The sequence below is a fragment of the Pseudomonas sp. BO3-4 genome (genome assembly GCF_034044115.1).
Classification (GTDB): domain Bacteria; phylum Pseudomonadota; class Gammaproteobacteria; order Pseudomonadales; family Pseudomonadaceae; genus Aquipseudomonas; species Aquipseudomonas alloputida.
In genome coordinates, this window is sequence record NZ_CP139018.1 from 2,858,301 (window position 1) to 2,877,991 (window position 19,691).

At 58.9% G+C, this 19,691-nt stretch carries 23 protein-coding genes; 13 read left to right on the plus strand and 10 right to left on the minus strand.

What is annotated here, in order from left to right; all coding sequences use genetic code 11:
• Nucleotides 1-36 precede the first annotated feature (36 nt).
• A complete protein-coding gene (locus REH59_RS13320; RefSeq protein ID WP_024086901.1) occupies nucleotides 37-894 on the minus strand; it encodes an SDR family oxidoreductase in 858 nt (285 codons plus the stop codon).
• Between the two features lie 196 nt (nucleotides 895-1,090).
• Here REH59_RS13320 and REH59_RS13325 point away from each other — a divergent pair, with 196 nt between their 5' ends.
• From REH59_RS13325 to REH59_RS13355, 7 genes are all read left to right on the plus strand, one after another.
• On the plus strand, nucleotides 1,091-1,615 hold the full coding sequence (locus REH59_RS13325) for a hypothetical protein (RefSeq protein ID WP_004573937.1): 525 nt from the start codon (nucleotides 1,091-1,093) through the stop codon (nucleotides 1,613-1,615).
• Between the two features lie 32 nt (nucleotides 1,616-1,647).
• Nucleotides 1,648-2,703 (plus strand): peptidase M42, encoded by a 1,056-nt coding sequence (locus tag REH59_RS13330; protein WP_014859192.1) that lies wholly within the window; start codon nucleotides 1,648-1,650, stop codon nucleotides 2,701-2,703.
• Between the two features lie 96 nt (nucleotides 2,704-2,799).
• On the plus strand, nucleotides 2,800-3,084 hold the full coding sequence (locus tag REH59_RS13335; protein WP_014859191.1) for a DUF6555 family protein: 285 nt from the start codon (nucleotides 2,800-2,802) through the stop codon (nucleotides 3,082-3,084).
• Between the two features lie 45 nt (nucleotides 3,085-3,129).
• Nucleotides 3,130-3,288, plus strand: a complete 159-nt coding sequence (locus tag REH59_RS13340; protein ID WP_014859190.1) for a hypothetical protein — start codon at nucleotides 3,130-3,132, stop codon at nucleotides 3,286-3,288.
• Nucleotides 3,289-3,305: 17 nt separating this feature from the next.
• Entirely contained in the window at nucleotides 3,306-3,530 is a 225-nt protein-coding gene (locus REH59_RS13345) for a DUF2188 domain-containing protein (protein ID WP_024086902.1), read from the plus strand.
• The gene (locus tag REH59_RS13350) at nucleotides 3,527-3,961 is read left to right on the plus strand and encodes a DNA methylase (RefSeq protein WP_024086903.1); all 435 of its coding nucleotides are present in this window, start codon (nucleotides 3,527-3,529) and stop codon (nucleotides 3,959-3,961) included. The genes REH59_RS13345 and REH59_RS13350 overlap by 4 nt, the downstream gene beginning before the upstream one ends.
• Before the next feature lie 83 nt (nucleotides 3,962-4,044).
• Nucleotides 4,045-4,482 carry a response regulator gene (locus REH59_RS13355; RefSeq protein ID WP_014859189.1) on the plus strand — a complete coding sequence of 146 codons (438 nt, stop codon included), beginning with the start codon at nucleotides 4,045-4,047 and terminating at the stop codon, nucleotides 4,480-4,482.
• Here REH59_RS13355 and REH59_RS13360 read toward each other — a convergent pair.
• Nucleotides 4,479-4,895, minus strand: a complete 417-nt coding sequence (locus REH59_RS13360) for a low affinity iron permease family protein (protein WP_014859188.1) — start codon at nucleotides 4,893-4,895, stop codon at nucleotides 4,479-4,481. The genes REH59_RS13355 and REH59_RS13360 overlap by 4 nt on opposite strands.
• 165 nt (nucleotides 4,896-5,060) lie before the next feature.
• Here REH59_RS13360 and REH59_RS13365 point away from each other — a divergent pair, with 165 nt between their 5' ends.
• Nucleotides 5,061-6,395 (plus strand): cation:proton antiporter, encoded by a 1,335-nt coding sequence (locus REH59_RS13365; RefSeq protein ID WP_024086904.1) that lies wholly within the window; start codon nucleotides 5,061-5,063, stop codon nucleotides 6,393-6,395.
• 15 nt (nucleotides 6,396-6,410) lie between these two features.
• Here the strand turns inward: REH59_RS13365 and REH59_RS13370 are convergent, their stop codons facing one another.
• Nucleotides 6,411-6,791: a response regulator gene (locus tag REH59_RS13370; RefSeq protein ID WP_049866934.1), complete on the minus strand. Its 381-nt coding sequence runs from the start codon at nucleotides 6,789-6,791 to the stop codon at nucleotides 6,411-6,413.
• A 182-nt stretch (nucleotides 6,792-6,973) separates the two neighbouring features.
• Here REH59_RS13370 and REH59_RS13375 point away from each other — a divergent pair, with 182 nt between their 5' ends.
• Complete coding sequence (locus REH59_RS13375; RefSeq protein WP_014859186.1) at nucleotides 6,974-8,521, plus strand: sensor histidine kinase; 1,548 nt, start codon at nucleotides 6,974-6,976, stop codon at nucleotides 8,519-8,521.
• A gap of 432 nt (nucleotides 8,522-8,953) precedes the next feature.
• Here REH59_RS13375 and REH59_RS13380 read toward each other — a convergent pair whose 3' ends face one another.
• A complete protein-coding gene (locus tag REH59_RS13380) occupies nucleotides 8,954-9,298 on the minus strand; it encodes a response regulator (protein ID WP_230491501.1) in 345 nt (114 codons plus the stop codon).
• A 268-nt stretch (nucleotides 9,299-9,566) separates the two neighbouring features.
• Here REH59_RS13380 and REH59_RS13385 point away from each other — a divergent pair, with 268 nt between their 5' ends.
• Nucleotides 9,567-9,845 (plus strand): hypothetical protein, encoded by a 279-nt coding sequence (locus tag REH59_RS13385; protein WP_024086907.1) that lies wholly within the window; start codon nucleotides 9,567-9,569, stop codon nucleotides 9,843-9,845.
• 57 nt (nucleotides 9,846-9,902) lie between these two features.
• On the opposite strand, the gene REH59_RS13390 is transcribed toward REH59_RS13385, so the two are convergent.
• Genes REH59_RS13390 through REH59_RS13400 form a run of 3 tightly spaced genes read right to left on the minus strand, consistent with a single transcriptional unit; the run spans nucleotide 9,903 to nucleotide 12,710 of the window.
• A complete protein-coding gene (locus REH59_RS13390; protein WP_014859184.1) occupies nucleotides 9,903-11,228 on the minus strand; it encodes an SDR family oxidoreductase in 1,326 nt (441 codons plus the stop codon).
• A 32-nt stretch (nucleotides 11,229-11,260) separates the two neighbouring features.
• On the minus strand, nucleotides 11,261-11,494 hold the full coding sequence (locus tag REH59_RS13395; protein ID WP_014859183.1) for a PLD nuclease N-terminal domain-containing protein: 234 nt from the start codon (nucleotides 11,492-11,494) through the stop codon (nucleotides 11,261-11,263).
• Between the two features lie 13 nt (nucleotides 11,495-11,507).
• Nucleotides 11,508-12,710: a zinc-dependent alcohol dehydrogenase gene (locus REH59_RS13400; protein WP_014859182.1), complete on the minus strand. Its 1,203-nt coding sequence runs from the start codon at nucleotides 12,708-12,710 to the stop codon at nucleotides 11,508-11,510.
• Between the two features lie 248 nt (nucleotides 12,711-12,958).
• Between REH59_RS13400 and REH59_RS13405 the strand changes: the two genes are divergently transcribed.
• The 3 genes from REH59_RS13405 (at nucleotide 12,959) to cydB (ending at nucleotide 15,862) form a co-directional block, all read left to right on the plus strand.
• Nucleotides 12,959-13,348: an NUDIX hydrolase gene (locus REH59_RS13405; protein ID WP_014859181.1), complete on the plus strand. Its 390-nt coding sequence runs from the start codon at nucleotides 12,959-12,961 to the stop codon at nucleotides 13,346-13,348.
• Between the two features lie 142 nt (nucleotides 13,349-13,490).
• On the plus strand, nucleotides 13,491-14,867 hold the full coding sequence (locus tag REH59_RS13410) for a cytochrome ubiquinol oxidase subunit I (protein WP_014859180.1): 1,377 nt from the start codon (nucleotides 13,491-13,493) through the stop codon (nucleotides 14,865-14,867).
• Entirely contained in the window at nucleotides 14,864-15,862 is a 999-nt protein-coding gene (gene cydB / locus REH59_RS13415) for a cytochrome d ubiquinol oxidase subunit II (RefSeq protein WP_014859179.1), read from the plus strand. Before REH59_RS13410 ends, cydB begins: the two co-directional genes overlap by 4 nt.
• Before the next feature lie 33 nt (nucleotides 15,863-15,895).
• Here the strand turns inward: cydB and REH59_RS13420 are convergent, their stop codons facing one another.
• The 3 genes from REH59_RS13420 to REH59_RS13430 are packed head-to-tail and all read right to left on the minus strand — an operon-like array spanning nucleotide 15,896 to nucleotide 19,616.
• Nucleotides 15,896-18,094, minus strand: coding sequence for a xanthine dehydrogenase family protein molybdopterin-binding subunit (locus tag REH59_RS13420; protein ID WP_024086909.1), 2,199 nt, complete (start codon nucleotides 18,092-18,094; stop codon nucleotides 15,896-15,898).
• Nucleotides 18,091-19,092, minus strand: a complete 1,002-nt coding sequence (locus tag REH59_RS13425) for an FAD binding domain-containing protein (RefSeq protein ID WP_014859176.1) — start codon at nucleotides 19,090-19,092, stop codon at nucleotides 18,091-18,093. Before REH59_RS13425 ends, REH59_RS13420 begins: the two co-directional genes overlap by 4 nt.
• Nucleotides 19,089-19,616: a (2Fe-2S)-binding protein gene (locus tag REH59_RS13430; RefSeq protein ID WP_024086910.1), complete on the minus strand. Its 528-nt coding sequence runs from the start codon at nucleotides 19,614-19,616 to the stop codon at nucleotides 19,089-19,091. The genes REH59_RS13425 and REH59_RS13430 overlap by 4 nt, the downstream gene beginning before the upstream one ends.
• Nucleotides 19,617-19,691 lie beyond the last annotated feature (75 nt).

The window sequence follows — 19,691 nt, forward strand, 5'->3', positions numbered from 1 at the left end:
GGTTTGAGGCTCGCCAACTCGGCGAGCCTCTTTTCGCTAAAGGATCGGTTTGCCGCCAGTCACTGCGTAACGTGAGCCACTGATGTAACTGGCTTCGTCGGAGCCCAGCAGCACGTAGATTGGCGCGACCTCGACCGGTTGCCCCGGGCGCCCCATCGGGTAGCTGGAACCAAAGTTCTTGACGGCCTCGTCCGGCATGGTTGCCGGAATCAAAGGCGTCCAGATAGGGCCTGGCGCGACGCTGTTGACCCTGATGCCTTTCTTGGCTAGCAACTGAGCCAAGCCAGCAGTGAAGTTGGCAATGGCCCCCTTGGTCGTGGCATAGGCCAGCAGGCTGGGGGATGGATCGTCGGAATTGACCGAGCTCGTATTGATAATCGAACTGCCCTTGGGCATAGAAGGCAGCGCCGCCTGGCAAATCCGGAAGATCGCGGTGATGTTGGTATCGAAAGTCTTCACCCATTCGTCATCGTCGATTTCTTCCAGGGTCTCGTGGGACATCTGGAACGCCGCGTTGTTGACCAGGATGTCGATACGCCCGAACTGGCTAACGGTCTTTTCGACAATGTCGTAGCAGTGCTGTTTCTGCGCCAGGTCTCCGGGCAACAGCAGGCATTGGCGGCCTGCGGCCTCGACCCAGCGCGCGGTTTCCTGCGCGTCCTCATGCTCATTCAGATAAGCGATGGCGACGTCGGCGCCTTCACGGGCATAGGCAATCGCAACTGCCCGCCCGATGCCGCTGTCTGCTCCGGTGATGAGTGCAACCTTGCCTTCGAGGCGATTGTGGCCGGTATACGACTGCTCACCACAATCCGGGTAGGGCTCCATCTTGCGCTGTGAGCCAGGGACATTTTGAGGCTGCGAAGGGAAGGGCGGGGTAGGGAAGTCTCGCATGGTAGAAACTCCTGCAGTTGAGAACGTTCATACCGGTTCGAAAGGCCCTGCCTCCTCGTGTTGGTTTCAATCTGCGGTTGGTACGACGAGCGGTGCGGGATATCAATCCAATTGAATTCCATGCCCCATCGCCTGTTCTACCGGATTCAGCTCCAGTCTCATCTCTTCGCTCGGAGCCCAATTCCCGGAGTAGCGAGTGCCTCGAATCATTACCCCTGCGACCCCTGAGCATGAGATCAGCGAGCACAATGCCAGGATGTTTGGCTCTCCCAAGGAGCGTCTGGATTTTTACCGGCGTGAGATCCAGTACGAAACCAGCATCCTCGCGAACCGCACGGACGCCTACCTGGCGGCTCAGTCATTCCTGGTCATTGCCTTCGTCTCCTCCATGGGCAACCTCAATCAAGGATGGGGCGAGATGTTCACCCTGATCGTGCCAGCGTTCCTCGCCTTGCTCGGGGTGCTGAGCTCGCTCAACGCCTGGCCTGGCATCCGGGCGGCATACAACATCATCGATCACTGGCAGCTCAAGCAGAGCCACCTGCTGCGCAGCGAGCCGTTGATGGGGTTGGCTTACGACGAGTCGCCGCTGTTTTGTGAGGCGGAAACCTCGCGTGCAGGGCATCGAAAGTCATTGCTGTTTTCGCTACGGACGCCGTGGATCTTTCTGGTGTTCTGGGTGCTATTGGGTAGCTACTCGGTGTACATCCAGCTGGCCTGAACACGTTTGCGTGCAAACAGGGAGGTAACATTTTGAAGACTGAGGCATTACTGACCGAGCTCCTCAACGCCCGAGGGCCGGGCGGACAAGAAGATGAAGTACGGGCCATTTGTCTGCGCGAGCTGCGCCTGTTCTGTGATGACACGCACACCGACCCTGCTGGCAATGTGGTGGGGGTGATTCGTGGGGGCCGCACTGGTAGCCCAGAGGCAGCCATACGCGTTATGGCCCACCTCGATGAGATCGCGATGATCGTCAAAAATGTGCTGGAGAACGGCACCCTGGAGGTGCTCGCTCTAGGGGGTTCGCAACCGATAAGCTTCGGCGTCTGCCCTGTCGATATCCTGGGTGATGAACACATCCTGCCGGGTGTTTTGTCCTACGGTTCAATGCACAACAGCGGTCGAACTTCGAAGGGAAGAGACGTGCTGGCAGGAAATGTTCAGTGGAAAGATGTCTATATCGTCACGCGCAAGAGCAAGTCAGAGCTCCAGAAACTTGGAGTTCGGCCTGGTACTCGAGTCGTGCTCAGTCAGCACTGGCGTAAGCCCTTCAAGGTACATGACTGTATTGCCGCTCACTTCCTCGACGACCGAGCTCCGCTGAGCGCTGTCATTCTCTGTGCGAAGCTGCTGAGTGAACGTCGAGAAAAACTGAAGCAGGACGTTTGGTTCGTGCTTACGACGCTGGAGGAAGAGTCGAATGCCGGCGCCATGTACGCAGCTTCCCGGCTGCCCGGCGACACCACAATCGCGGTCGAGGTCGGCCCTGTACTTGAGGAGTATGGCACGGAGCTTTCGGCCAACCCGATCATCAATACCGGCGACCAGAAGGGATACTACAGCCGCACCGTGGTGCAGGGCCTGATCGCCGCTGGCCTAAAGGCCGGTTTTAAGCCCCAGTCGGCATTGCTCGTCGATTTTGCGTCGGATGCAAGTGCGGTATTGAGTGCGGGGATCGATGCCCTGGCCGGTTGCATTGCGATCCCGACCGAAAATACCCATGGCTTCGAGATGGTGCTCCTGGAGGGGATTACGGCCTGCGCTGAGACCTTGTTCGAATTCCTTACAGGTACACAAGACACATAGCCCGAATCGCAAGCATCCCTTACCCACGAGCGATTTCGATGGAATTTTTTTCTCCCGTGCTTGCTCAATAACGCATGAGCTAGGGAGGGAATTCTGGTGGTCGGACAGCAACTCTATGTCATTGAGTACGAGCTTCACGGTGAGCCTCGGACATTCATCATCCGTCTGGAGAAGATGGACAACGGCGTCGCGTGGCACTGGGCCAGTTGCGATGCCGGTGTTGGCATCATCCCGCGATTCAGTCAGCAGAACATCAAGCTGGTCAGTCGCCCGATGGCTGAGCGTTATGGCGTTGCCAAGGTGAAGTGGAGGCTGGCTGGCGAGGGCCCCGAATTCGTTCCGCAACCTATCGATGTCGGCAAATTCTCAGGTGCTACCTAAGGGGCCTGAGACCTGCATTCCGTCAACGTGCCTGGAGGTGTTGCCATGCAGCCTAAAACCGAAGGCTCTGAAGAGAAAGGCCCAAGCGACTTACCTTTCATTAATGATCCGGAAAAGCCCACGTCGCCTCCTTTGAATGACGCTGATGCCACTGAGGCAGCCGAGGCAGAGGAAGACATCGAGGATGACGGCCAATCCCTTTAAGCTAGGAGGAGCACACGATGGACAACTACCAGCTCAGCCCTACAGCAAATGGATGGGAATTGAAGAAAGCCGGTGCTGAACCCGCCTCCAAGCGAGCAGCGACTAAGCATGAATTGGTCAGCGCCCTCGCAGATTTCTTTGATGGCAAGACGGCATCGGTGAAGATCCATAAGGCGGATGGCACTATCGAAGAGGAGCGCACTTACCCCCGATCTGCTGACCCGCGCCGTAGTGAAGGTTGAAGACCGTAACTGCCTCTGACCTCGGCATCGAAGTGACGGATGTCGGGGGAGTGTTTAGGTGGTTGCTGGCCAGCTTTCTCATGGGCAAGCGCATCCGATCTACAGTCGCCCTGAGGGCGTACCGGATACTTGCCAATGAGCAGGGACTAGATACGCCGTATAAGCTTTCGCAGGCTACACATGCGACCCTTGTCAGGCTGCTCGGGCAGGCTGGGTATGCGCGATACGATGAATCCACTGCCCGACGATTGCATTCCCTTGGTAAGAAGGCCGACGCGGAATTGGATGTTCAACTTGAGGCGCTGCGGGACGATCCAGGTTGTGAGGGCTTCAAGCGCTGGCTGCTAAGCTTCGAGGGTATAGGCCCTAAGACGGTGGAGATTTTCATGCGAGAGGCACTTGTCTATTTGTCTGTGTCTGGCAGCCATTGAGCAAATAATGGCCATTAGCCTCCGTCGACACGCGTCCAGATGAGTGGAACACTCGAAAAATCAATTATGGACTGGAGAGGGTGATGAAGCTCGACATCGAGGGTTTGTCGCTGTCAGGGAAGACAGTAGTTGTCGTGGAAGATGATCCAACGCTTCAAACCCTGCTGGTGGATATCCTGATCGAGTTGGGCGCTGTATGCGATGCGTTCGATAACGCCGAAGACGCCTTGATTCACTTGATGGCGCTCAAGAGCGACTGTTCGTTGATCGTTGTCGATCACGGTGTTCCTGGAAGTATCAAAGGCATGGAGTTCATCTCCATGGCCCACGAAAGGTGGCCTGGGCTGCCCGCCATCCTGACCTCTGGTTACCAGCTTGATCCATCGCAGGTCACCCCACCTGTCACTTACCTGTTCAAACCATGGTCAATTGACGAGCTCGCTGAAGCTATTAACCAAGCGCTCAGCTCTGCAAGTGTTCCGCCAGCTCTGCCCGCATCGTCCGACCGTAACGCTCTTTAGCGCTGCAGGTTGTCTCGAGCTGCATCGTCCGCCCGCTGCTCGCTAGACATTTGATGGGGCGTCTCGCAGTGGCTGCCCATCGCCTGATATTCCTTGCGAAGTTTATGGATTTCTCGATTGTCGAGTGCTTCAAGATCGAGCACCGACTGCTCTGCGGATTTCGTAGCACGGATAAGCTCGTCGAGCTTCACGTGGATGATGTCGTTGTCCCGGTTCTGGGTATTCTGGATCAGGAAGACCATCAGGAATGTGATGATGGTGGTCGACGTATTAACGATGAGTTGCCAGGTGTCGTTGTAGTGAAACCAGGGCCCGGATGCAGCCCATGTGGCAATCAGTACCACGGCGATCAAGAAGGTACTCGGTTTACCGGCGTGGTCAGCGAGCAATTGGCAGAAGTGGGCGAATTTCATGACGATAACTCCAATGCGACCTATCGGTTTTGACAGCAGAGGAGCGCTGAAATCTTTTTTTACATTTCGCCGTGATGATGGACGAACGCAGTAAGTGCAGCGGAACGACGTGTTTAGCCAGAAAGTCAAAAAGTAATCGAAAATTCTCCCAAGGCTTCTGCGCAGATGACCTTCATCGTCTGGTTCGCCATGCTGGGTGCAGTGCTCCTGCTGCTCTCGCTTTCATCCTCGTACCTGCGCTGGATTCCAGTTACAACGTCCGTTGTGTGCCTTGGGTTAGGTATGGCTCTGGGAACATCGGGCCTGGGTTTCCTACAGCTCGACTTGAGCAAGTCGAGTGGCTGGATGGAGCACCTCACCGAAGTCGCGGTGTTGTTTTCGCTGTTCTTCAGTGGCCTGAAGTTGCGCTTGCCCTTGCGCAACCGCAGCTGGTTGAGCGCTTTCTATCTGGCGGGGCCGGTGATGTTGCTCTGCATCGGTGGGGTAACGCTGGTGCTGCATTACGGCCTCAGCCTGGGGTGGGGAGTGTCCGTTCTGATTGGAGCTATCCTGGCACCCACAGACCCGGTGCTGGCAACCCTGGTACAGGTGGTTGATGCCCAGGACGATGATCCTGTACGTTTCAGCCTGTCCGGTGAGGCAGGGCTTAACGATGGAGTGGCTTTTCCCTTCGTCATCCTCGGCCTGTTCCTGCAACAGGATACCGGGCAAGCTTGGTTCTCTAGCTGGCTCCCCAAGGACATGCTGTGGGCAGTCACTGCAGGTCTGCTGCTGGGCTATTGGATGGGGCGTGGCTTGGGCAAACTCACGCTTTTCTTGCGTTTGCGCAACGATGACAGCACCGTGTCGCCCAACGACTATCTCGCCCTTGCCCTAATCGCGCTGGCTTATGTAAGCGCCGAGACTATTCAGGCCTATGGGTTTCTCGCGGTTTTCGCTGCGGGCCTCGGTTTGCGCCAGGCCGAGGTTCAGACCTCAAATAGCCCCGAGGATCCAGCTGCAGAACATCTGGTACAGCCCGTGGTAGGACACCAGCATGTCGCGCCGGAGCAGGCTGTCAGAGGTGATGTGGAAGGGCTCGATGACTCGCAGGTGGCAGCGGGGATCATGTTGGGTGACATGTTGGCATTCGGCAGCTTGATCGAACGGGCAATGGAAGTTTTCCTCGTCACCATGCTAGGGGTAGTGCTGATTGAGCATTGGGACTGGCGGGCATTGCCGGTCGCCGGAGCGCTGTTCCTGCTGATGCGACCCTTGAGTGTCTTCCTGTTTCCGGTTCGGGGAATGCTTAATGTCCGGCAGCGAGGGCTTTTGGGTTGGTTTGGCATCCGAGGTATCGGCAGCTTCTACTACCTGTTCTATGCCCTCAATCATGGGCTGCTTCCCGCCTTGGCCGCGCAGAGCATCAGCCTGGTTCTGTCGGTGGTGGCGTTGAGCATTCTGCTACATGGATTGAGCGTTCAACCGCTGCTAGCCAAATATGAAGCATGGAAGGGGTAGGCAGTGTTCTTTGGATCAAGCTTCTACTTGCGGCGGGAGCGTTACTAATTTGTTGATCAGCGAGGCGAGATCAGAAATCTCCCAAGGTTTGGGGAGAAATGCTGTCCGAGCAGGCAGCAAACCGGTGTCGATTACTGCGTCGCCCGAAGTCAGAATCACTGGCAGAGTAGGCCATCGACGCCAAATCTCGTGTGCAAGGCCTAAACCGTCCATGCTTCCAGGCATATGGATATCGGTCATCACCAAGCTAGGGACTTCCTTATTGCAAAGGTAATGCAACGCCTCGTCAGCATTTGCGCAGCACGTCACAGCAACGGCGTAGAGTGACGAGAGGCTCTCGGCAGTTAGGTCTCTTAGGAGGTCGTCGTCTTCCACAATGAGGATGGTTTTCGGCATGTAGGGTTGCTCGCGGGTCATATGTATTAGGGCTCTGGGCCTCTACGCCGTTGCTCCTGGGCGATGAGTGGTGCGCTAGGCGCCGTCATGGATTAGCGGCTATGGTAGGAAAGCGGTAAGCGAACCGCCTGTACGCCCTGAAAGGATTCTGGGCGTTTCCCGTTAATCCGGAAGGGAAGACTATGCAGCAGCTACCAGTCGATGAAACAATCCGAGCGGCCTTGAAGAAGACTCATGCGCGCTTGCATCGCCAACATGAGCTCGTGGTCGAGTTTGGCGTAATGTCCCTGAAGGCTGCGGACTTGGATCTGTTGCTGACCCGTGCATGTGAAGTAGTCGCTGAAGGGATGAGCACTCGTTTTTCCAAGGTGCTCCAGCCAGCGGAGGACGGGGAAGGGTTTGTTCTGACCCACGGCGTTGGCTGGGATGCTTCTGACATCGGGCGGGCAACCGTGGGCGGCGATGTGGCTAGTCCGGCTGGCTATGCATTGGCCACCTACAGGCCCGTACTCTCGAATCATTTGGGTATGGAAAATCGCTTTCGAACGCCGGAACTGCTGAAAAAATATGGAATCGAGCGGGCCATCAATGTCCCGATCCGGGGTGTGCTCAGCCCGTTTGGTGTACTGGAAGCCGACAGCAGCAACGGGGACGATTTTGTAGAGAGCGATCTGGTATTTCTAGAAGGCATCTCGAACGTCATTTCCATGGCTGTCGAAAGAATATCTGCAGGCGTGGATGTTCCAGTTCCCGACCCTTATTCCGAGACTATCCTGAACGCAAGCCCTGACTGGGTGGATATCCTGGCCCCGAGCGGCGAGATCGAGTTCATGAATGAAGCCGGGCTGACATTCCTAAATACCCAACTGACCAGTGTTAAAGGTCAGCGATGGTATGACTTGTGGCCTGAGGAGTCGCGATCACTTGTTTGGGAGGCGGTAGCTAAAGTTAGCGCTGGCGAAACCATGAGGTTCGAATCGTACTGCCCAATCGCTCCCGACGAACCCAAATGGTGGGACGTGACTGTGGCGCCAATCATAGCCACGGATGGCCAGGTCGAACGGATCATAGCGGTATCACGGGATATCACTGAACGGCACCATTACGAAGCTCAGCTGCTCTCTCTCATTGAGGCACAGAACAGCAGGCAAAATCGAAGCGACCTTTATCTCGAAGAAATCCATCATCGCGTCAAAAATAGCCTCCACCTTGTAAACACCCTGCTGTTACTTCAAGCCAATCTCACGCCAGATGCGGCTGTTAAGTTGCAGCTCGAAACTGCCGCAGGGCGAGTGGTGACCATTGCCAGTGTTCACGAGAGACTATACCAGGCCGCCGAAGACCAAGAGGTACGCGCTCGCGATTATCTGAGTGCCCTGTTGGGTGATCTAGGCAAGGCGTTGGCCGACCGACAAATTCTGTTGGAGGCTGACGACTTCGTCCTACCACCTGAAAGAATGGCGCCTTTGGGATTAGTGATCTCCGAGTTGATCACCAACGCCCTTAAGTACGGCAAAGGCTCTATAGACGTGATCGTCAAGCATGCCGGCGATCATGCTCAGCTCACCGTCAGGGATGAGGGCGACGGCTTTCCTGATCATTACCCTAAGCCGACAGGAACGGGGCTTGGAATGCGATTGGTCAAAAGCTATTCCGGTTACGGCAGCGCGGCAGTAGTGGTTGATCGCCAAGATAGTAAAAGCTGCATCCATGTCCGCTTTAAGCTCTAGACGCGAGAGGGGCGCGTCTACGCGCCGATGGCACTTTGCCAAATGGGTATGGTCTCGTATCAAGTCGAATTGATCTCGAAAATCAAACTTGAGGAGTCGGGGATGCGAACCTTGGGATGGCTTATGACTGCTGTAGGCTACGCTGGGCTTTCAGGAATGTTGGCCATGATCGGCGCTGCGGCTTTAGGGTTTCATAACCTCACCGCCAGATGCTAGGGGTGAGCCTATTGTTAGCGGCAGCATCATTGGCGCTGGTGTTCGTCGGTGGTCGTGTTCGAGCTAGAGGCACAAGCCCTTGTTGCCCATTTCGCTGTCTACTTAAGACCGCTTTGTCATTTTCTCACAAGTGGCCAGAGTGCCACGCACCCTGGCCACACCTTCCAGCACCGTCGGCGTGGTTAAGCTGAGCGTAGAGCAGTTCCTGGAGCTGGGTTATTGGCCACGGCTAGGAAGGAACTCCGCACCTGGCGGCAACACTCTCCCTGCAAATTCGTAGTATCCGCTCATGACAATGATGCGCGTCTGAGGTTTTTGCTGGCTTGCCATCCAGGCAAGATCAACCCCATTGAGTAAACCAGGCGTTTGTACATCCGTTATCAGCAGCGTCCAATCTTGCTTCCTCAACGCCTCATTGCCGCCATCGGCAGTCGCCACTGCTGTCACCATGGCCCCCCATTCTTCCAGGTACAGGGTCAAAAGCTCTCGAATCATGGGTTCGTCCTCAACGATGAGAACAGTTGGGCGAATTATCTTCGCAGCGGAAAGCAGCTCTTTCATACGGGTACTCGGACATGCGGCTGCAGGAAGGGAGGGACATCCAGGTCTGCTTGCTTTCTTCCAGCAAGCCGTAGCAGCGCGCCATCACTACGACATTGCCAGCGTTCAAGAAATTCACTCCAACTTGAGTCAGTGCCATTAATTCGCATCCGTGAGCGGATCCCTAGCGGGGGCGATCCTCGGGACGTATCCATGCCGCTGACACCGCTCTGCTGAACCTCTGGGAGCAAGGGTGACTCAACCCTCCATCAGCGTATGAGGCCTCCTGATGCGAACGCTCGAGAAAAACCTGTCTGCCGCCCAATTGCTGAAGCTTACTTGTTTGGCGGTTTGGTATCGGGTGCTTGAAGACAGGGCATTGCGCATGGACTCGCCTGACGACTATCACGAGGAACTGCTTCGCCAGGCCGATGAGATGGATCGTCGAGGGATTATCTGCTGGCAGGAGTGGCGCGATCTTCGTCTGGAGGCTGACGCTGCTTACCTGAGAGCGGTAGCAGGGGAGGACTATCGCCATGTTAATCCCACAAGCTCGTTAGCCAAGTAGGGATTGAACGTGATCTCGCAATGAAACCACGGTCATTCCTCTGTAAGCAGACCTTCTCTATCTATCCCTGCGTCGTGAATGTGTGAGGCTAAAACCCAAAAGGATTCCCAGCGCCGCTGCGCCGATCAGCAGGGGCGTTTTATCTTTTGGCTTCCTCCAACCTCCGTCGATACCCCTCCTGCCACTCGGAGGCTCAAAGAGGTTGCCTGACGATGTTTCGGCTATGGGGCTGCAATTTATCCCCCAGCGCGACAGCCTTCCTGACAACAGAGGCAGCCCTGGTATCAGGTAGCTGGCCAAATGCGCGAGGCGCGCCGCAGCGCCAACCGTGGTGTGAGCACGAGGCGAGATTGCGCAGGCCACCATAGCCTTCGCCACTATTTCGGGATCGTATACGGGGCCTGGCGGCGTCAGCGCGTGCCCGGTATAGTTGCCGCCGTCTCGGAAGCCTGGTGTGTCCATGACTGCTGGATATATATCGCAAACATGGATGTTGGGAAACTCAGTCAATTCGCCCCGCAATGCCTCGGTCAGTCCACGCAAGCCGAATTTGCTCGCCGAATAAGCGGCGGCGTAGGGCTGGGCCACCCAGCTGCCCAGCGACAGCGTGTTGATCAGAATGCCGCTGCCCTGTGCCTTGAAGAAGGGAAGGGCAACGTAGGCCCCCCGCAGGTAACCGATCAGGTCGGTCTGGATGACCTGTTCGTGTGCCTCCAGTGGAGTGTCTTCGAAGTGGCCGACCGCGCCAACTCCGGCGTTGTTGACCCAAACATCGATTCGGCCATGGCCAAATTCGGCGGCCTGCGCCGCCAGGGCTTGAACCTGGTCGCGGTGGGTGACGTCGGTGGTGATCGCTATGGCATCCGTACCGCAATCGGTGCATTCATCCAGGACGTCGAACAACGCCTCTTCGTCGCGTGCGGCGAGTACCAGGCGAGCACCTTTGCACGCAAAGGCATGCGCGGCGGCTCGGCCTATGCCGCTGGATGCGCCGGTGATGACCACGACCTTGCCGCGCAGAGGCCCTTTCAGCGGAGCGCCACGGTCAGGCGCTTCTCGTTTCGCAGCTGAGGCGCTGGGGTCAAGGGGTGCAATGGGGTCGCAGGCCTCGATCCGCGAGAGCTCAAGGGAGGTGCCATCGACCAGGGTCAACGTCAGCCCTTCGACCGTGCCTGCCGCTCGGTTTGGAAATACGGGCTCACCTTCGGCATCCAGGCTGTCGTAGATGAAGCGCGTACCTTCGAGCCAGCCCACGGCGGTGAGAAGCTCAGGGCCCAGGTAATATTTCCCGTCTTGAAAGAAGCCTGGAAACTGATGAGCGCGCTCCACGTTTTCCACGCGATAGCGTTCGCCTGATTTCATGCCTGTCGCTTGATCGATCATGTTGAAACCTCTGTAAGTGGAGCTGGGAAATGTCAGCCTTTGCTGTGCTCGTCGGAAGTGGGCCCGGTACCTCGCTTGATGCCGCGTGGGCCAGCAACGCCCCAGATACCGAGGCCAACCAGCGGTAGCGCGACGATCAGCAGGGCCCAGGCCGCTTTGACTGCATCTGACTTGTCGCTTCTGAAGACGCTGACGATGGCCCACAGATCGATGAGTAAAAGGATTGCCGCCACGGCAATCCAGAAATAGCTGGCGAGCCCGTTCATGACTTTACTTCCTTTATACGTAGTCAGGGCCCAGGGTGCCGGGTGCAGCGCCTGGCACGAGGATGACCTTGCGGCAGTTATCCTGCTTCTGATCGAACATCTCGTAGCCCATGGCCGCTTCCTCGAGGGCGAGGCGGTGAGTGACGATCAGTTCCGGTTGCAGGCGTCCTGCTTCGATGTGCTCAAGGAGTTCCGGCAGGTATTTCTGCACATGGGTCTGGCCCATCTTGAAGGTAAGGCCCTTGTCGAAGGCATCGCCAAACATGAAGGCATGGATGAAGCCGGCGTACACACCGGGGACACTGACAACGCCTCCGCGACGCACCGCAGCAATACTCTGGCGCAGTGCCTTGCCACTGCTGCCTTCTATCTTCAGCGCCGTCATCACCGTTTCGGCAGTGCTGCCTTTGGCTTCAAAGCCGACTGCATCGATCACTGCATCGACCCCGCGCATGCCTGGTGACTGGCGGATGATGCTATCAGCGGGGTCGTCGTCCTGCTCAAAATTGATGGCTACGGCGCCGTAGGCCTCTTTTGCGTAGGCCAGGCGGTGGTCGTTGTCATCAACCATGAAAATGGTCTGGGCGCCGAGCATTCGCGCACAAGCGGCACTCAGCAAGCCGACCGGCCCGGCGCCGTAGATCGCCACAGATGACCCCTGGCCTATTTCGGCATTGATGACCGCCTGCCAAGCGGTCGGCAGGATGTCCGAGAGAAACAGTACCTTGTCATCGGCCAGCTCGGTGGGCACTTTGAACGGTCCGACGTTGCCCTTGGGTACCCTCACGTAATCCGCCTGGCCGCCAGGGATACCGCCATAGAGATGGCTATATCCAAACAGCGCGGCGCCTGGGGGAATACCCTTCTTGTTGATGATCGCACCCCGACCTGTGTTGGTGGTTTCACAGGCAGCGAACAGGTCGTGCTGGCAGAAGAAACAGCTGCCGCAAGCGATCACGAAGGGAATCACTACGCGGTCGCCGATCTGCAGGTTGGTGACGGCACTGCCAGTATCTTCGACGATGCCCATGAACTCATGGCCGAAGATATCGCCCGCTTCGGTTTGTGGAATTTTGCCTCGGTAAAGGTGCAGGTCAGAGCCGCAGATGGCTGTGGCGGTGACCCTGAGGATAATGTCGTCTTCCTGCTCAATAATGGGATCGGGGACGTTATCGACCCTGACGTCGTGTGCTCCGTGGTAGGTCAGTGCTCGCATAAGGTCAGCTCCTGCAGGCGTTTTTCCGTGATAGGTATGCAGGGGAAGCCAGGACAGATGGCAAAGTTCAGACCAACATGTCAGGCGGTACTGATTTGCTGCAGCCCCAAACCGGAGCCTCGGAGGTGTTTATCGGGATTTAACTTGAACGTTGCCACCGTTATGCCGGTCATCTGACAAATGCACGGACGATTTACGCTCGGCAAGGAACCTGCCGGATCCTGGCCAGCCAACTTCAAGGGCAACACATGAAGGCAATGGACACTGCAACAGCGAAACGCAAAGGCATCAAGCTGCGCGCCACCATCATCTACCGCAAGGCTGGTGAGGTTTTGTTCGTTCGCAAGCGCAACGCCAAGTGGAACCTGCCGGGTGGACGTGTCGAGCGGCACGAAACGCCGCTTGAGGCGGCTATGCGGGAGATGGCCGAGGAAACTGGCCTCGCATTCGACGAGCTTCGTTACCTCACGATGTACCGGGAGGACAAGGTCATCCATTATCTGTTCGAAGCCCGAAAGGCAGACGACAAGCCACACCCTCGAAACGAGATCGAGGCTTGCCGTTGGATCAAGGCGAGGGATGTGTCGAAGCGCCGAGTAAGGCGCCCGATCAAGACCATCCTGAAACGCTGCGCCTGATCAGCCCACGCTATGCTTTTGAAGATGCCGCACATTGATATCCTCCCCGAAGGCTGCCCGGCGGCGTGCTACCTGCAATGCAACCCGTGGAGACCGTCCTTGCACCCTGACGCGCACAGTAAAGTGCAGACGGAAGGTCAGCTTGGTTGACTTCGGCGATGCGACGACGGCGCTTCTGGCTGCGCGGCTTCAGTTCGCCATCACCATCAGCTTTCATATCGTCCTGGCGGCGTTCAGCATTGGGCTGGCCCAGTGGCTGATGGTGCTTGAAGCGCTATGGTTGTACCGTCGTGATCAGCAGCTGATGGCCATCTACGGTTTCTGGCTGAAGGTGTTTGCGCTGACGGTGGCTGTCGGTACCGCATCGGGGCTGGTGATGGAGTATCAGTTCGGGCTCAACTGGTCGGGGTTGTCCTTGGCGGCCGGGGAGGTGATCGGGCCCTTGATGTTCTATGAAGTACTGGTAGCGTTTTTCCTGGAAGCGGGATTCCTTGGGGTCATGCTGTTCGGCCTCAACAAGGTCGGGCCGAGGCTGCACTTCATGGCCACCTGCGCAGTGGCTGTCGGGGCATTGGTCAGCGCTTTCTGGATCCTCAGTGCCAACTCATGGATGCAGACCCCCGCAGGCTACTCGATCGATGCCCACGGGCGCTTCGTCGCCGAAGACTGGTGGGCGATCATTTTCAATCCGTCATTTCCTTACCGTCTGGCGCATATGCTGGTGGCCGCGTTGCTGGGTACCGCCACAATGGTTGCGGGAGCGGGCGGTTGGCAACTGCTGCGCGCGCCTTCAAACCTGCGCGCACGGCAGCAGTATTCGATGGCGCTGTGGGCCATTGCAGTGCTGGCGCCCTTGCAGGTGGCGATTGGCGACCTGCATGGACAGCACACGCTCGAGACGCAACCGATCAAGGTCGCGGCCATCGAGGGCTCTTGGCACCGTCCGGCGAAAGGTGCCGGTGAGCCGATGAGGCTCTTCGCCGTGCCTGACATGGCGTTGCAACAAAACCGCCTTGAAGTGTCGATCCCGCGGGCGGGGTCGCTGTACCTGACTCACGACCTGGTTGGCACCATCGCGGCGCTCGATGAATTTGCACGCGAAGACCTGCCACCGGTCCCGGTAGTGTTCTTTGCCTTTCGCATCATGGTTGGCTTGGGGTTGCTGATGGTCATGCAGGGCATTGCTGGCTTGGTGGTGCGCTGGCGCGGGCGGCTAACGAGTGCACGGTGGCTGCAACGCGTCAGTGTAGGGTTGGCGCCTGCGGGATTTGTCGCCATGCTCAGTGGCTGGGTAGTGACCGAAGTCGGCCGTCAACCGTTTACCGTTTATGGCCTGTTGCGCACGGCCGACAGCGTGTCGCCGGTGGCCACCTCGACCGTTTTGGCTGCCACGGTGGCGATCCTGGCGTTCTACGTGATCACCTTCGGTATCGGGTTGTGGTTGTTGTTGCATGTGCTGCGCCGGGCGCCCGCGCTGGACGAGGCGGGCCCTGAGCCGCGAGTCGGGGAACAATCATGAGCATCCTGGGTGTCGACCTGCTGACCCTGTTGAGCGCCGCAGCGCTGGCGTTCTCGGTCCTTGTCTATGTGTTGCTCGATGGTACCGATCTGGGTGTGGGCATGCTCATGGCTGCTCATCGTCGCGCCGAAGAGCGCGAGGTGCTGGTGCTGACGATTCTGCCGATCTGGGATGCCAATGAGACTTGGCTGGTATTGGGCGGTGGAGGGCTGCTGGCGCTATTCCCGACAGCCTACGCGGTGTTGCTGCCAGCGCTTTATGTGCCGTTGCTGTTGATGTTCATGGGCTTGATCCTGCGTGCGGCAGGCCTTGAGTTTCGTGAGCACTTGACCCACAAACGCTGGTCGGATGCCGCAACGCTGGGTGGCTCGCTGCTTGCCACGCTGTGCCAGGGGCTGGTGTTGGGCACGTTGATTCAGGGTGTCCCACACTATCAGGGCCAATACAGTGGCGACGGCAAAGAATGGCTGGCGCCTTTTCCTTTGTTTTGCGCGTTGGCGCTGGTTGTCGGCTATCTGTGGCTGGGCGCTTGCTGGCTGTACTGGCGAACTGATGGAACACTGCAAGTGCGCGCAAAGCACCAGGCTCGGCTGTTATGCGGGGTTGCCGTACTGATGCTGGTCGCTGTGCTGCTCCTGACCATGGCGCTGGATGCACTCTACTGGCAGCGGCTGAGCCAGGGCTGGGTTGTGCTGACGGCCGGGGCGGCCTTGGCAGTGCTACTCGCGGGATTCTCCCTGGCCTGGGGCAGGACGCGGGATTGGTTGCCGTTGTCGTTTGCCCTGGGCGTCATCTGCTTCGCGTTCACGCTCATGCTGATCGCGCTCTTCCCCTTGGCAGTTCCGCCGGCACTGACCCTTGTCGAGGCCAGCGCCTCAAGAGCCACCCAGCTGTTCATGCTGATCGGCTTTGCAGCCGTGGTGCCGCTGACGCTGGCTTATAACACCTGGGGCTTCCGGGTGTTCGCCGGCAAGGTCCGAGCGCGTCGTCGTTAGCGCAAAGCGGGTGGGGAATTGGTCCCCGCCCGATCAGAGCACTTTGTCGAGCGTGATCGGAAACTCCCTTACACGCTTGCCCGTGGCATGGTAGACCGCGTTGGCCACCGCCGCGGCCACCCCGACGACGCCGATTTCACCCACACCCTTGGACCCCAGTTCGTTGACAATGTCATCGTGCTCGTCAACGAAGATCACCTCGATATCCCCACAATCTGCATTGACCGGGATGTGGTACTCCGCAAGGTTGTGATTGACGATGCGGCCCAGCCGGTGGTCGGTCAACGCCGCTTCGTGCAGGGCCATGCCAACCCCCCAGACCACGCCTCCCAGAATCTGACTGCGTGCGGTTTTCGGGTTGATCACACGTCCTGCCGCCACAGCGCTGAGCACCCGGGTTACATTGATCGTGCCAAGGTCCTCGTCGACGTGGACTTCTACGAATACCGCCGAATGGGTGGCGGTGGAGAACGGTTGGCGCCTGGCGCCGGGCTCGGCGTCGATCTGCACTTCGAACTTACCGTCGGGGGCGCTCGCCACGATGTCCGCCAAGGCCCAGCGATGGCTGCCTGCGTGCAGGTAGCCATCGGTGAAAACGATCTGCTGCCGGGGTGTGTTGGCCAACTGGGGGTACAGGGTGCGCGCATGTTCCAGCACCTGGGTGCGCAGGACATGGCAGGCTTGGCGCACGGCCGAGCCCACCGACGACACCGTGAACGATCCGCCCTGAAGCGGGGCGGTGGGCAGTGAGGAGTCACCCAGCATGAAGGTGACATCCTGCACCTTGACGCCAGCTGCGTCGGCGGCGATCTGAGTCATGACGGTATAGGTGCCGGTCCCGATATCGGTGGTGGCACTGCTGACGGTAAGGTGGCCCCGGCCATCGATGCGCGCTTTGGCGCTGGCCTTCATCTGCATGGCTTCCCAGACGCCGCCAGCCATCCCCCAGCCGATTAACCGGTGGCCACTGCGCATGCTGCGCGGTTGCGGATTACGGCCATGCCAGCCAAAGCGTTCGGCACCTTGCTGATAGCACGCCAGTAACTCCTTGCTGGAGTAGGGCTTGCCCTCGTTGGCGTTGTGGGCGGCGAAGTTGCGCAGGCGCAGGTCTACCGGGTCGACCTGCGCTGCACAGGCGAGCTCATCCATGGCGCATTCCAGTGCAATCATCCCGGACGCGGCCCCAGGCGCCCGCATATCCAGCGGGGTGTACACATCGAGCGAGGCCAGGCGATAACTGAGCGCAACGTTATCGCACTGGTAAAGCATGCCGCTCCATTCCACCAGGTGCTCGGTGAAGTCCTCGAAGCGGGAGGTCTGGCCAAGCGCATCGTGAGCGATCGCTAGCAAGCGCCCATCTGCGTCTGCGCCCAGGCGCAAGCGTTGCTCGGTGCGGGGCCGGTAGCCAAAGGTGAACATCTGCTGGCGGGTCAGGGTGACGCGGACCGAGCGCTTCAGGTGCAACGCCGCCATCACTGCCAGCGGCAACTGGTACTGCGGGCGCAAGGCCGAGCCGAAGGCACCGCCGACGAACGCCGCGTGCACACGAATGTTTGCCTTGGGCAGGCCGAACACCTTGTGCAGGTAGTCCTGGCAGTTCTGCGTGCCTTGGGTCTTGTCGTGGATTTCCAGGGTTCCGTCGGCCTTGTAGTGCACCGTCGACGCATGAGGTTCCATCGGGTTGTGGTGCTCGTTGGCCGTCAGGTAGGTGGCATCCACCTGCAGAGGCGCCCCGGCAAACTGCCCGGCGAAGTCGCCACGCGGCGCCGGTGTTTCGGCGGGGGCGGCATGCGATTTTTGGGATGCGCCCAGGTCTGTCTGGTGAACCTCCTCGGCATAGTCGATTTTGATCAGCGAGCCTGCATAGCGGGCCAGTTCCAGGGTTTCGGCGATCACCAGCGCCAACGGTTGCCCGCTGTAGAGCACTCGATCATTGAACAAGGGCCGAAACGGCGAGCCCTCGGCAGAGTCGGCATCGCTGTAGTCGTCGTCATAACTGGAGATAGGCGGACGATGGCCATGGTCGAGCACGGCGATTACCCCGGGCACGCGCATGGCCTGCGTGCTGTCGATGTCGAGAACCCGACCGCGGGCGATGGTACTGGACACGACGCTGCCGTGCAGCAGGCCCGTCTGGGGGTATTCGCCCGCATAGCGCGCCTGCCCGGTGACTTTCGCCACACCGTCCACGCGGTCCAGGGGTGTGCCGACTACCGGTGTGCTGTTGGTCATGGTCGCGGCCCTCTGTCAGCGGCGCCGCGCGCCGCGTCATCCAATGCACGCACGATTGCGCGCTGGGCGAGCGTTACCTTGAAACCGTTATGGCTCAGAGGTTGTGCACCTTGCAGCAATGTTTGCGCGGCGCGGGTGAAGAGCGCTTCGCAAGGCACCTGGCCGGCCAGCATGCGCTCCACAACCGGGTCCCGCCAGGGTTTGTGGGCAACGCCGCCCAGCGCCAAGCGCGCTTGTTGGATCACCTCGCCATCGAAGTTCAAGGCGGCAGCGACCGACACCAGTGCGAACGCATAGGAGGCGCGGTCGCGTATTTTCAGATATCGGTAATGGTGTTCGAACACCGGGGGCGGCAGCTCGATGCCAGTTACCAGCTCAGCGACTGCCAGTTGATTGTCGCGCTCGGGGGTGTCCCCGGGCAGGCGATGGAAATCCGCAAATGGTATCTGCCGTTTACCCGACGGCCCTTCTAGATGCACCACCGCTTCGAGCGCTGCCAATGCCACGCACATGTCCGAGGGATGGGTCGCGACACAGGCATCGCTGCCACCGAGAATGGCATGGATGCGGTTCATGCCTGTACGCGCAGGGCATCCGCTGCCCGGTTCACGCTTGTTGCACGGGGTGCCTGTGTCGTAGAAGTAGTAGCAGCGGGTACGTTGCAGCAAGTTGCCACCGGTACTGGCCATATTCCTCAACTGCGGCGATGCCCCCGCCAGGATCGCGTCTGACAGCAGTGGATAATGCTGCTCGATCATCGGGTGCCAGGCCAGGTCGGCATTGCTCACCCGTGCACCGATCAGTACGCCGCCGTTCCGGGTGGAGTGAATACCGTTCAGCCCCAGGCCGGAGATGTCGATCAGGCGCTGGGGGCGCACCACATTTTCCTTCATCAGGTCGACCAGGTTGGTGCCCCCGGCGATGAAGTGCGAGCAGGCGTCAGCTAGGTTCACCGCTTCGCTGACTGAGGCGGGCTTGTGGTAGCTGAAGGGCGTCATGGATTCTTCCCTCGTTGTGGCTGGGCCCCGTCCGTCATCAACGGTAAGGCTTCTTCCACCGCTGCGACGATGTTGCCGTAGGCACCGCAGCGGCAAAGATTACCGCTCATCTGCTCGCGAATAGCCTCCCGGGTGTCTGCACGTCCCTCGTGAGCAAGCCCGACCGCAGAGCAGATCTGCCCCGGGGTGCAGTAGCCGCACTGGAACGCATCGTGGGTTATGAAGGCGCGCTGCATGGGATGCAAAACGTCGCCGCTGGCCAGCCCTTCGATGGTCACCAAGTCGGCCCCGTCGCACATGATGGCCAAGGTCAGGCAGGCATTGACGCGCTTACCATCGCGCAGCACCGTGCAGGCGCCACACTGGCCATGGTCGCAACCGTTCTTGGTACCGACCAGGTCCAATTGCTCACGCAGCAGGTCGAGCAAAGTCACCCAAGGATGCACCTGCAGTGTGCGGGGCTGACCATTGAGGGTCAGACAGATGGGGTGCTCTGCAGCCCCGTTGGAAGCGATCGCGCTCATGGTAGGTCCTCACGGTCAGGGTTCGCGCAGTCTGCTGCGTCTCTGTTGTGCGACCGGGCCGGCTGATCAAACGTT